We start from the raw sequence: 12278 nt of genomic DNA, 5'->3' as shown, positions 1-12278 counted from the left end.
ACACTTCCTATCCACTAAAGAAATACTGGTGAGCCCTCTCATGCTGAATCGGGAACCAGTAAAAGACATCCTACGATTTTGTACCGATGTGCAGGGCAGAAACTCCACCCATAAATAATTTGACCTGAACCGGATCCAACCCCGCTTGCTGGAACATGCGTGCCAACTCGCGACTGTCAGGGAATTTCGTCAGGGATTCAGGTAACCAGGCGTACTCTTCATACTTGTCCACAGTCCATTTCGCAACCAACGGCAATATCTTATAGAAATAGAGATAAAATAGCTTACGATAAGGAATAAAGGGGGGCTTGGACACTTCCAAGGAAACGACTTTACCTCCAGGCTTAACGACACGAGCCATTTCATTCAACACTTTCTGTACATCGGGAACATTGCGCAGGGCAAATCCGATTGTCGCAAAATCAAAAGTGTTGTCCTCATATGGCAAATTCATCGCATCCGCATTGACTAGCTTGACTGTATTGCCCACACCTGCATTAGAGACCTTGTAAGCGCCGACATCCAACATATTCTGGCTGAAGTCCAGTCCTACGACGCTTCCTGTACTGCCCACAGCATGGGCCAAAGCGATGGTCCAATCACCTGTACCACATGCTACGTCCAAGGCAGTGTGCCCAGGCTGGATGTTCATCTGCTTCATGGTATAGTTGCGCCACATGACATGGCTTCCAAAACTAATGATGTTGTTCATTTTGTCATAGTCTTTTGCAATGCTTTCAAAAACGGAATGGACGTACTCTGCCTTCTCTTTCATCTGCATCTGGTTCACTAGGCTTACATCTCCTCAATTACCCGTTTCAATCGATTAATCCGATGAGAGTAGCGAGCCGTAATCGTTGAAAGCATATTCCGCTTTTCAGCGGGATGCAGCGTACGCACCATTTGCTCGCACATGCTGATCATTTCCATGGCTTTCATCTCGACACCGGACATAACCTGCGCGAGCGTAGCCCCTGGTTTTTGCAGCAAAAAACGGGCAAAACCAAAGGGAACTTGTTCTTGCCATTTTATTTGCTCCCACTCCCCGATTACACTCTCTACCTTAGCTGTTTCCTTCATGAGATCAATCCAAAAGCGTCGATTATCTTCAGAATCAGCATACTCTTCCACGATCGCTACATACAAGCCTGTATCAATCGTATTACGCAGCTCCCAGTACTCTTCGTCAGATGGGATCTTGCCATCTCGACCAGCGACATACAATTTCATCTTGGCTTCATTTACTCGTTGTACGGCACCGGACAATACTTGAATCGCTTTAATCTCACTTGCCTGTGCAAGCAAATGATAGTAGCGGCTACTGTAATAATCGCCGGCCAGCACTGTGAGCTGTCTGCTTCGCTCGGCCGTCTGTGACTCTTCATACTCATTTTTCACATGTTCGTGCATGTCCAGTCCAAGCTGGACCAGTCCCGTCGCTGTGCAGAAAATCACTGCCCGTTCCTTGGTCATACCTTGCTCCCGCAAAAACAGGTACAAAAGCTCAAGACGATTTTCCGCCATGGAAGGAACATCAACGTAATATTCTACATAAGGGTGGGTACTTCGCTTGTAGATCTGTTCGATGATCAACCGAACTTCTTCTACATAGGGGGTGTGTTCTTTGCTCATGCGTCCTCCTCCACAAGCTGCGCAACCTAAAGATGTCTGCCTGCTTTCGTACACTTCCGTAATACTTTGCCATCCGGTCAAAAGGCCGTTCCTGCTATCATACCATACTTCTTTCGTCAGGGACTAATTCTCTCATAAAAATAGGGATCGATTCGAACAGGAAAAGTATCTCTCACATATGATTCCACATCGGACAGTTCTGTCAATGGCGTGGCGTGTGCAGCCTGGTTTTCACTGTTAGATTGGATCGCCACCAGGAGTCTTGACTCTTTTGGTGTATCGGTCACTTCTAGCAGCCGAAAATAGACTTGCTTCACATTGTCTGTAAGGGTAAACAAATCATGTGTCAAGCCATAAAAATCTTGATAAACATGAGGGAGTTCTACCTTTTGATCGGATTTCACCGCTAAATCGACATAAATTGACGAGTTTTCCCATTTTATACGCTTAATATTATAATGTGTTTCCACCATTGTAAACAAATCAAGCGCATTTTGCTCGCTTAGGTGGATCGGGTGGGCAGCATGGAATGTCGGAACATCAGCACCCTTCCAGCCAGAGCTGGGGACAAGAGACAGCATCAATGCCAAGAATGTGGATACAGCGATAGCCATAAATAGATTGCGGGGCATGGGCATCCCTCCTCTCCACCATTCTACAAATAAAAAAAGCAGGCTATGCCTGCTTTTACCCAAAACCACAAGATCATTCCGTTGTATCAATTGTCCCATGCTGGGAGTAAATGAGGGCTTTCCCCCGGACTTTTATCGCTGAAGTATGCTCTGTAAATTGAAAAATCATGACTTCGCCCTTGTCGAGCTTTTCTGTGTGATGGAAACGGGTATCGGTGCCTCTCGTTAGCCCGATCACATGCACACCATTTTCTTTTGCCTTGACCACAAAATAATCCTGATTAAAAGCAGATGGTTGTGACACGCTTTTTCCTCCTGACAATTGCGTTATCGCTAATGCCCTAGTATGTTGTCCCTTTTGGCTCTAGTCGGTTCATGATTTTTTCCACGTAGCGCTGTGTTTCTAGCGGCAGCTGGTCATATTTCGCTTCGAGATCCGCGTCAGTGTCAATGCCCAGGCGACCAACTCTCCCTGGCCCCGCATTATAAGCTGCTAAGGCTACTTTCACGTTGCCGTCATAACGGTCGAGGAGCGTTTTTAGATACTTGGTTCCTCCCGCCAAATTTTCGTCAGGATTATAGACGTTGCGCACATGCATCGCTTTCGCTGTTTGATCCATCAATTGCATCAAGCCTTTTGCTCCCGCATGGGAAACAACATTCGGATCGAAATTAGACTCGGCTCTCACAACTTCCCGCACCAAATCTTTGTCTACACCTACCCGATTGGCCATTCGGTCGATTTTTTCTAAAATGTCTTTCGAAGGCATAGCGGCTGTTCGCCCTGCAGAACCTGACTCAGAAGCCTCTGCATAACGATCGGGGGCTCCATTTGCAAAGTTCCATTCGGGTGACCCGTCAAGCTCGGCCAAAATTTCCTGCGATGTGATTACCCGTTGCCCATTAGCCAATTTTTCTTGCAAAAGGTCAGAAAACAGCTGGTCGTGACCGTTTGAAAGAGTAGACTGCCCTGTGCCGGTATCATAGGTTTGCGGCATCTGATTCGAATATGGCTGAAGTGATACTGGAACCCTCATGGTTACGAACAATCCTTCCTAGCTTGTCTTCCTCCTCATTATAGAAAAGAAATATCAGGAAGCCAATAGCGAATATGGAATCAGCAAAAGGAGACAAAAAAAGAAGCCTGATCCTCAGGCTTCTGGTCTGATCATGTAGATGGTCGGAATGCAGGGATTCGAACCCTGGACCTCACCCACCCCAAGGGTGCGCGCTACCGGGCTGCGCCACATCCCGACTGTACATGTACACTATACTATTTTTTACCTCTATTGTCAATAGTATTATCGTATTTTTCTGCTATTTGCACCTTGATATTACGTACGAATCAGGCTGAATACTTCTGCACGAGCTGCAGGATCTTTTTCAAATACTCCGCGTACGGCAGATGTTATGGTTTTGGAACCAGGCTTCTTCACACCGCGCATGGTCATGCACATATGCTCTGCTTCCACGACGACCACTACTCCATGTGGGTCCAGCTTGCGGACGAGGGAGTCTGCAACGGTTGTCGTGATTCTTTCCTGCAGTTGAGGTCGACGTGCTACAGTGTCAACAGCGCGTGCCAATTTGCTTAGTCCCACTACACGGCCACCGCGCGGGATATAGGCCACATGCGCCTTTCCAAAAAAAGGAACCAGGTGATGCTCACACATTGAGTAGAACGGGATGTCTTTTACAAGCACCATCTCTTCATGATCTTCACTAAATACCGTTTCGAAGTATTTCTCTTCGTCTATGTGCATGCCTTCAAATACTTCGGCGTACATTTTCGCTACACGTTTAGGGGTATCTAGCAATCCTTCCCGGTCCGGGTTATCACCGATTGCTTCTAAAATCATCCGAACCGCTTGCTGAATTTTATCCAAATCAACGTTCATTTTTGTACCTCCTAACTTGATGACATACCACTGCGTAACCACCTATGACATGTCCATTCCTCACGCCTTCTTGACACGACGATCAATAGGCGAAACAAGCCAATCTTATCACACCGGCTACAAAAAAACAAAAAGATCTTCCAAAATTTTCTTCTAAAAGTGCAGATGCGCAGAAAAAAACCCACATCGACTCAATGTGGGTTTTTTATGTAAGTGCTTCGTTTACAAAGATAACGACTACTTGATGGAGTCTTTGAGTTGCTTCCCTGGTTTGAAAGCAGGTACTTTGCTGGAAGCGATTTCGATCTCTTCACCAGTTTGCGGGTTACGACCTTTACGAGCCGCGCGCTCACGAACCTCGAAGTTACCAAAGCCGATCAGTTGGACTTTATCACCTGTTTTCAATGCGTCAGCAATCGCGTCGAGAACCGCGTCAACTGCTTTGGTTGCATCTTTCTTGGTGAGTTCAGTGGTTTCAGCCACTTTTGCAATCAGTTCTGTTTTGTTCATCTTGTTCACCTCCCCTCAAAGAACACCAAGTCCTAGCTATTATTTTTCTTAACCGAAACGAAGCATTTTATACACGATTGGTTGTTTTTACCGATCTGACAAGCTTATAGTAATACACCGTTTTCTTAAATTCAAGCCCCTCCTGTCGAAATAAAGCGAAATACAAGAAAAAAAGGCATCCCGTCACGCCGGGTGCCCCTTGTTTATTCCGTATTCATAGGACTATCATCCTGGTTCTTAGAGTATAATCGCAATCAGTCCGCCCGAACCTTCGTTGATGATACGACCCAAGGTTTCTTGCAGTTTATAACGTGCATTATCCGGCATCATCGTGATTTTTGCCTGGATGCCTTCCCTTACGATAGAATGGAGCGACCGACCGAAAATGTCTGAGTTCCAGATGGAAAGCGGATCTTTGTCAAAGTCTTGCATGAGATAACGGACCAGCTCTTCGCTTTGTTTTTCCGTGCCGATGATAGGCGCGAATTCTGATTCCACATCCACGCGAATCATGTGGATAGACGGCGCTGTCGCCTTGAGTCTTACACCGAAACGCGGCCCTTGGCGGATCAGCTCAGGTTCGTCCAAGGTCATCTCATGCAACGACGGAGCAGCTATGCCGTAGCCTGTACTCCGAACCATGTGCAAGGCCTCCGCTACTTGGTCATACTCCCTCTTGGCATGAGCGAACTCTTGCATAATTTTCAGCAAGTGATCTTTGCCGTTGATTTCCACACCCACAATTTCCATCAGGATGCGATCATATAACTCGTCTGGAGCATAGAGATCGATCTCTGCAATCCCTTGCCCCATATGCATTCCGGCGAGAGACGCGCGCTCCACGAAGTCATAATCATTGAAGAAACCGACGACACGGTCCACGTCGCGTAACCGGCGGATGTCCTGCACGGTCTCACGTACAGCTTCTTCATAATTCTGACGGAGCCAATGTCCGTTCTCCAGAACCATAACCCAGCTCGGCAGATTTACGTTTACTTCATGAACTGGGAACTCAAACAGTACTTCTCTCATGAGCAGAAGCACTTCTTGTTCCGTCATCTGATCGACTGACAAAGCGACAACTGGTACGTCGTATTTTTCCTGAAGCTGCACGCGCAAATTTTGTGCTTCGTCTGAACGAGGACGTGTAGAGTTGACGATGATGACGAACGGCTTGCCTACTTCCTTCAGCTCATTTACAACGCGCTCTTCCGCATCAATGTATCCCACACGCGGTATTTCAGCGATGCTGCCATCCGTCGTAACCACGATCCCAATGGTGGAGTGCTCCTGAATCACCTTGCGTGTTCCTACTTCCGCCGCTTCCTCAAAAGGAACGGGCTCCTCATACCAAGGAGTATTCACCATGCGAGGGCCGTTATCGTCTTCGAACCCTTTTGCACCCTGTACCGTATAGCCGACGCAGTCAACGAGGCGAACGTTGATACTGAGCCCTTCTGTAACGTGTACATTGACGGCCTGGTTAGGAACAAATTTGGGTTCTGTCGTCATGATTGTTCGGCCAGATGCACTTTGCGGCAATTCGTCCGTGGCGCGGATCCGCTCAGCCTCTGACTGGATATTCGGGATGACGACCTGCTCCATAAACCGCTTGATAAAGGTCGATTTTCCCGTACGAACCGGGCCTACCACACCTAGGTAGATGTCTCCGCCCGTCCGTTCGGCAATGTCTTTAAAGATATCGACTCGTTCCACCATCGATGACCTCCTTCTATTTGTCTATTTTTACACTATGACCGATTTTCCGAATTATCCCTGACCTCCAGTATTTTCGTAGGGAATCTCGTACTAGTTTCGTGGACAGTACAAATATATGTATTTTTGGGATAACTAGAACAAAAAAAACGACTCCAGCTTAAGAGTCGTCTTTCTTCCTTACAATTTCATCAGTCTTGGTTCCCCATCCACCAGTTCATACGGAAAGGACTTCGCCGGGACAAACATGGTTTCTCGCGCCAGTACATACCGAGGATCAGTTTTCGGTTGTACCGTCACCTTGTTCTCACGCAGCATATTGGCAATATCGGCTCCGTAATCAATCCCTACCTTCCCCTCCGCGTTCATCACAAGAGGAAGCAGGTAATTGCCCATCGTGGATGGTACTTGCCACACTTTTACACCAATCTCGGAGTGGTCAATGGAATAGTATCCGTTGCCCAGATCAGACTGAACTGGCAATTTATTGAAGTAGTTGCGATAGCGATCAACAGCGCTCTGAACATCCGCCACTGTACTAACGGCACCCAAATGGATCAGCCTTGCCGTCGGCTTCGTCTCTACATCGATCAAGACATATTTATATGTACCGCCCTTTTCAAAGGCATTGCCAGGCACATCCGGCATGTATTTGGGGATCATTTTACGGAAATCAATCTCGTATTTTTCGAAAATGGGAGTCTCCATCGGTTTTGTAACAATAGGCAAAACCTGGGTATCCTTTTGAAATTGCTCAATTGCTTTTTGTGTTGCTTCTAGAAAAAACGTACTGGGAACTTGATTTTCCGCTTTTCTCTCATCAGGGTACAAGCATCCTGATAAGACGACAGACAGGATCGTCAAACTCGCGACCAGTTTAAACGTTTTACGCCATGATTTCCACATGCTGTTTCCACACCTCTTAGACTCATTCTTCATTTTCCTTGCGCTGCTTCTCTAATGCAGCCTGTACAACGGACTTCAAGCGACTCTCGGGGATCCGCACCGTGCAATCCTTCTGTGTCGCTTTTGCCTGGCATCCCAGACGGATTCCTTTGGCTATATCCTGCTCGGGCAGCTTGCGTACCTCCAAGGCCGTCGGGCTTGTCAGCTCCCCACTCTCAATGACTACCCGGCACATGAGGCAGGACGCATGTCCACCACAGCGCTGAGGGATCACCACGCGTGCTGCGGCGGCTGCACTTACAATTGTTTGTCCGGGCCTAGCCTTGATGCTTTTGCCGCCTGGTAAAAAGGTGATTTTTCCCATTTCTGTCACTCCCCATCAATAAGGTCGATGGGCGAGTTTTACATCTCCTTCTTTGACGATCTGAATCTGACAGCCAAGTCGATACCCTTCTGCCCGTTCTGCTTTGCGAAGACGCAATTTTTCTTCTTTCGTTACTTCGTTCAAGTATTCTGCGCCCTCCAGTACCTGCGTACGACACTGGGCGCAGACGCCACGCTGGCATGTATGCCCCCAAACCACCTTGTTTTTTTTAGCAATCGCCACGATCGTTTGGTTCGTCTCCAGAGGCACTTCATAACTTCCGGAGCGAGTATGTAAGGTTAATTGTGCCATTTTTCTCTCTCCTTATACAAAAATCACAATAAGAATCATAACAAATACCGCCAATAGCAGTAAAAAGGCGCATGTTTTTACTAGAAAGCGAAACAGTGTATTTGTCATTTTTCTAGCAAAGATCATAAGCAAATTGCAGACAAACATCAGGCCAATAGCTAGCAAGGAGATGTTCATCTTCGTCATAGGATCAATATACATCTGGATTGCAGCATCCTTTGCATTTTTTGCTTCATTATACCATACTTCGTAAGCCTGTCGTCTGACACCCTACGAACCTCCATCTGGACATTCGCATAGACTATGGGTGATGAAGAACGCCCATTGGAGGGATGGAAGTTGAGCAGCAAAGGAAACAATCGGAAATGGCGAAACCCTTATGCTCCCATACCCAGCAAAAAACTAAGCGAGCAGGTGACAGATGTATCTCTTGCTATCACACCCAAGAAAATTATTCCAGCAGTTGACCTACGTACATCCGTATCCAAAATGCGCAATAACATTAAAGGGATAAGCACGACCATAAGGCAAGTAGAAGAAACCATGGATACGCTATACGGAGCCATGGAGATATTCGAAAATCTTGGAAAGAAAGTTCCGGAGCCAGAAGCTGCGTCGGAAAAAGACGTCTCCAAGACCAAGAAGAAGGCAAATGCGAAAGAAGTTGCAGAAAAGACGGTCGAAGAGCCATCAGAGGCCGAAACCGGGGGCAGCAATCCATTAGCCAATATAGATATCGGGCAACTTTTGGGACTGTTACAATCTCCGTTGGTTCAAAATCTGATTAGTCAAACTGTCGGCAGCAGCAGTTCCAAGCAACGAAAAAAAGAGGGATGAGATCCCTCTTTTTTTCTTGTTTCTGTAGGTCAGCCATGTCCCTGTAGAGCCATGATTGTTCCTAGTCTTACTGTATGATCGATTTCTCAGCAGGTAACGGGCATAATCGCCCATTTCTCCTACTTTAAGAGCTTAGTCAAGGATGACATATCATGAAGGTTGATTTCCTGATTACGAAACATTTCAATGATCTTGTCTTCCTTTTCCGCAGTGAGTTGTTTTCCACTGAGATTGGCAAGCGTTTGGATAATTTGACGCAGCTTTGCCTCGTCCTCAAAATCACTGCGCTTTACTTGACCCGCCAGCGAACGCAGTTTGGCTTCATCAACCTGCGCACTTCCTTTTCCTTGTAGCTTCTTCAAAAAAAAGTTGTTCATAACCTCTCTCCTCCTGCTACCTAGGTTTTCTCCCTATGGTATGTGCAGGGGCCTGAATGTGTGAGGCATTCGATTATGCACCATTCGGATCAAGATACCCCATCTCGTAGGTTTTCCCTCTCCTCATCAGCTCCTCAACACCCTGGCGAGGTTCTTTTTCTTCAAACAAAATTCCGTATAGGACGGAAGCGATCGGCATATCGACATCCTCACGACGAGAAAGGGCATAAGCAGCGTGTGTCGTTCTGACCCCTTCCACTACCATTCCCATCTGCTCCAATACATCCTCGAGCTTTTTGCCTTGACCGAGCATGTAGCCTGCCCGCCAATTTCGGCTGTGCTTACTGGTGCATGTCACAATCAAATCACCAACACCTGCGAGGCCAGCAAATGTCGGCGGCATTGCACCTAGCTTAATCCCAAGACGACTGATCTCAGCCAGCCCTCTCGTCAACAGAGCGGCTTTGGCATTGTCACCGTAGCCGAGCCCATCTGACATACCTGCCCCGAGTGCTATGATGTTTTTTAACGCTCCGGCGATTTCGGCACCAATCAGATCCGGGTTGGTGTAGACGCGGAAATTGGCATTCATCAATAAATCCTGCGACCGCAGCATGCTTTCTTCTGATTCGGAAGCTACCACAACGGTAGTCGGTTGGCGAAGAACCACTTCTTCCGCGTGGCTAGGCCCCGACAATACCGCCAATCTGGATGAGATGGATGTCGGTACTTCTTCCATAATTACCTCTGACATTCGCTTCAGACTCTCCAGTTCAAAGCCTTTGGTTGCATGAATCAAAAGAACTTGCGGATCGAGAAATGGTGCCATTTGCCGGCAAATTTGTCGCATCGCGTGCGATGGAACAGCCAACAGTACAATTGGCTTTCTGGTAACCGCTTCTTGCAAATCAACACTCGCGACGATATTGGCAGAGAGCTTCACATCCGGCAAATATTTACCATTCACATGTTTCGTATTAATCTCTTCCGCCAGTTTAGGATCTCGTACCCAAATCGTCACATGATGCCCATTGTCCGCCAATACGGAAGCGAGTGCCGTTCCCCAGCTACCTGCACCTATCACGGTAACGTTTTTTATCAATAGGTCCCCCTCCACTTTTCTAGATCCATTTCACAGAACGTTCGCTACGTAGTACTACCCCAACTTATGCTGGGATTTATCACCTAGTTTACGCTCATTTCCTGCAAGAAGATTTCGGATATTATTATAATGACGAATATAAGCAAATACGGTGATTATGAGGCTCGCCCAAAAAAAGGAAATCGGCTTGTCCAGAAAATAAATCACAATGGGAATTACGGTTACCATTACTAATGAACCAAGAGACACAAAGCGGGTAATTGCAATAACGAGGACCGCGATTATTGCTCCAATTAAAAATGCCAGGGGAGAAAAGCCCAGCACCACACCTAATGTGGTCGCTATGCCTTTTCCCCCGCGAAATCCGAAAAAAATGGGCCAATTGTGTCCTGCGATTGCAAATAACCCGGCTATGGCATAGGCAACGGGATCTCCGGTAATGAGATGGGCGATCCCCATTGCCGCTAATCCTTTTAACGCATCTAGGATGAGAACAGCGACCCCAGGTCCTTTCCCCAGAACCCGAAGCGTGTTGGTGGCACCCGCATTACCGCTGCCATGTGAGCGAATGTCGATTCCTGCAACTTTTTTGGCGACGAGATAGCTAAAGCTGATGGACCCGATCAGATAGCTGATCACCCAAGACAATAACACCATGGCGGTTTTTCCTCCCTACGTTTTCTTCCGAGTCCAGATTCTAACAGGCGTTCCTTCAAAGACAAACGCCTCGCGTATTTTGTTCTCTATGTATCGCTCATAAGAGAAGTGCATAAGCTCTGGATCGTTAACAAACAAAATAAACGTCGGAGGTTTGACGGTTGCTTGTGTAACATAATTGATTTTCAGGCGTTTTCCTCTATCAGACGGCGGTGGTGTCCGGACGGTTGCATCCGTTACCAGATCGTTTAATACAGAGGTCGGTACACGCATCGCATGCGCCTGGGACACTTCATCTACTTTTGGCAGGATCGTGTGTACCCGCTGTTTGGATTTGGCTGAAACGTACAAAATTGGCGCGTAATCCAGGTATTTGAATTCTTCCCGAATCAATTCAGTGAAGCGCTGCATCGTCTTGTCGTCTTTTTCAACGGCATCCCATTTATTTACGACAATGATGACACCACGACCTGCTTCATGCGCATAGCCGGCAATCTTTTTATCCTGCTCAATAATGCCCTCTTCGCCATTAATGACTACTAAGACAACATCCGAGTCTTCAATGGAGCGCATCGCACGCATTACACTATACTTCTCCGTATTCTCGTATACCTTCCCGCGCTTGCGCATCCCTGCTGTGTCGACAAGAACATAACTTTGTCCGTCGCGTTCAAAAGGGGTGTCAATCGCATCCCGAGTAGTTCCCGCGACCTCACTGACGATTACGCGCTCTTCACCCAAAATGGCGTTGGTCAAGGATGACTTGCCCACATTTGGTCTGCCAATAATAGATACGCGAATGATATCTTCTTTGTTTTCGTCATCTTCTTCGGAAGGAAAATGCAGAACGACTTCCTCAAGCATGTCCCCTAGCCCTAAACCGTGACTTCCCGAGATAGGAAACGGTTCGCCCAATCCCAAGGAGTAAAAGTCATAAATATCTGTGCGCATTTCAGGATTGTCCGCTTTGTTGACGGCGAGTACAATCGGTTTTCCCGTACGGTTGAGCATCCGTGCCAGCTCCATATCCGCGTCGGTTACTCCTGTACGACTATCAGCAATCATGATGATGACAGTTGCTTCATCAATTGCCAGCTCGGCCTGGTAACGCATTTGCGTAAGTATTTCGTCGGTCTCGCCAAATTCAATCCCGCCCGTATCAATCACATGAAAGGTATGGGTTAACCATTCCCCTTTTCCGTAAAGGCGGTCACGGGTTACTCCCGGCATGTCCTCCACGATTGCGATACGTTCACCGATCAATCTGTTAAAAATCGTGGACTTGCCCACGTTGGGTCTCCCCACAATGGCTACCACAGGTAATCCCATAATCAA

General features: G+C 47.2%; 17 protein-coding genes and 1 tRNA gene. 1 reads left to right on the top strand and 17 read right to left on the bottom strand.

From position 1 onward, the window contains the following. Positions 1-70: 70 nt before the first annotated feature. The 13 genes from ACIFQN_RS09770 to ACIFQN_RS09710 form a co-directional block, all read right to left on the bottom strand. The gene (locus tag ACIFQN_RS09770; protein WP_429832832.1) at positions 71-790 is read right to left on the bottom strand and encodes a demethylmenaquinone methyltransferase; all 720 of its coding nucleotides are present in this window, start codon (positions 788-790) and stop codon (positions 71-73) included. Between the two features lie 5 nt (positions 791-795). Continuing rightward, on the bottom strand, positions 796-1632 hold the full coding sequence (locus tag ACIFQN_RS09765) for a heptaprenyl diphosphate synthase component 1 (protein ID WP_429832831.1): 837 nt from the start codon (positions 1630-1632) through the stop codon (positions 796-798). 116 nt (positions 1633-1748) lie between these two features. After that, positions 1749-2264 carry a hypothetical protein gene (locus ACIFQN_RS09760; RefSeq protein ID WP_429832830.1) on the bottom strand — a complete coding sequence of 172 codons (516 nt, stop codon included), beginning with the start codon at positions 2262-2264 and terminating at the stop codon, positions 1749-1751. A 73-nt stretch (positions 2265-2337) separates the two neighbouring features. Next, positions 2338-2568: a trp RNA-binding attenuation protein MtrB gene (gene mtrB, locus ACIFQN_RS09755; RefSeq protein ID WP_289136109.1), complete on the bottom strand. Its 231-nt coding sequence runs from the start codon at positions 2566-2568 to the stop codon at positions 2338-2340. A gap of 37 nt (positions 2569-2605) precedes the next feature. Continuing rightward, positions 2606-3301 (bottom strand): lytic transglycosylase domain-containing protein, encoded by a 696-nt coding sequence (locus tag ACIFQN_RS09750; RefSeq protein WP_429832829.1) that lies wholly within the window; start codon positions 3299-3301, stop codon positions 2606-2608. A 140-nt stretch (positions 3302-3441) separates the two neighbouring features. After that, positions 3442-3518, bottom strand: a tRNA-Pro gene (locus tag ACIFQN_RS09745). 80 nt (positions 3519-3598) lie between these two features. Then, positions 3599-4162 carry a GTP cyclohydrolase I FolE gene (folE, locus tag ACIFQN_RS09740; protein ID WP_429832828.1) on the bottom strand — a complete coding sequence of 188 codons (564 nt, stop codon included), beginning with the start codon at positions 4160-4162 and terminating at the stop codon, positions 3599-3601. A gap of 237 nt (positions 4163-4399) precedes the next feature. Continuing rightward, positions 4400-4672 carry an HU family DNA-binding protein gene (locus ACIFQN_RS09735; protein WP_005831316.1) on the bottom strand — a complete coding sequence of 91 codons (273 nt, stop codon included), beginning with the start codon at positions 4670-4672 and terminating at the stop codon, positions 4400-4402. A 237-nt stretch (positions 4673-4909) separates the two neighbouring features. After that, positions 4910-6388 carry a stage IV sporulation protein A gene (spoIVA, locus tag ACIFQN_RS09730; protein ID WP_429833204.1) on the bottom strand — a complete coding sequence of 493 codons (1479 nt, stop codon included), beginning with the start codon at positions 6386-6388 and terminating at the stop codon, positions 4910-4912. 180 nt (positions 6389-6568) lie between these two features. Beyond that, complete coding sequence (locus tag ACIFQN_RS09725) at positions 6569-7294, bottom strand: hypothetical protein (protein ID WP_429832827.1); 726 nt, start codon at positions 7292-7294, stop codon at positions 6569-6571. 22 nt (positions 7295-7316) lie between these two features. Beyond that, a complete protein-coding gene (locus tag ACIFQN_RS09720) occupies positions 7317-7658 on the bottom strand; it encodes a 2Fe-2S iron-sulfur cluster-binding protein (RefSeq protein ID WP_429832826.1) in 342 nt (113 codons plus the stop codon). A gap of 15 nt (positions 7659-7673) precedes the next feature. Beyond that, the gene (locus tag ACIFQN_RS09715) at positions 7674-7970 is read right to left on the bottom strand and encodes a 2Fe-2S iron-sulfur cluster-binding protein (protein WP_429832825.1); all 297 of its coding nucleotides are present in this window, start codon (positions 7968-7970) and stop codon (positions 7674-7676) included. 12 nt (positions 7971-7982) lie between these two features. Continuing rightward, the gene (locus ACIFQN_RS09710) at positions 7983-8171 is read right to left on the bottom strand and encodes a DUF2768 family protein (RefSeq protein ID WP_429832824.1); all 189 of its coding nucleotides are present in this window, start codon (positions 8169-8171) and stop codon (positions 7983-7985) included. A 138-nt stretch (positions 8172-8309) separates the two neighbouring features. Between ACIFQN_RS09710 and ACIFQN_RS09705 the strand changes: the two genes are divergently transcribed. Further along, entirely contained in the window at positions 8310-8807 is a 498-nt protein-coding gene (locus tag ACIFQN_RS09705) for a hypothetical protein (RefSeq protein WP_429832823.1), read from the top strand. 119 nt (positions 8808-8926) lie between these two features. Here the strand turns inward: ACIFQN_RS09705 and ACIFQN_RS09700 are convergent, their stop codons facing one another. The 4 genes from ACIFQN_RS09700 to der all read right to left on the bottom strand — a co-directional run bounded on the left by ACIFQN_RS09700 (position 8927) and on the right by der (position 12272). Then, complete coding sequence (locus ACIFQN_RS09700; RefSeq protein ID WP_429832822.1) at positions 8927-9184, bottom strand: stage VI sporulation protein F; 258 nt, start codon at positions 9182-9184, stop codon at positions 8927-8929. Between the two features lie 73 nt (positions 9185-9257). Further along, a complete protein-coding gene (locus ACIFQN_RS09695; protein ID WP_429832821.1) occupies positions 9258-10286 on the bottom strand; it encodes an NAD(P)H-dependent glycerol-3-phosphate dehydrogenase in 1029 nt (342 codons plus the stop codon). 54 nt (positions 10287-10340) lie between these two features. Further along, positions 10341-10943, bottom strand: a complete 603-nt coding sequence (gene plsY, locus ACIFQN_RS09690; RefSeq protein ID WP_429832820.1) for a glycerol-3-phosphate 1-O-acyltransferase PlsY — start codon at positions 10941-10943, stop codon at positions 10341-10343. 15 nt (positions 10944-10958) lie between these two features. Continuing rightward, entirely contained in the window at positions 10959-12272 is a 1314-nt protein-coding gene (gene der / locus ACIFQN_RS09685) for a ribosome biogenesis GTPase Der (protein ID WP_429833203.1), read from the bottom strand. Positions 12273-12278: the final 6 nt, after the last annotated feature.

The sequence above is a fragment of the Brevibacillus sp. NRS-1366 genome (genome assembly GCF_050467985.1).
This window is presented reverse-complemented; position numbering and strand designations above follow the sequence as displayed.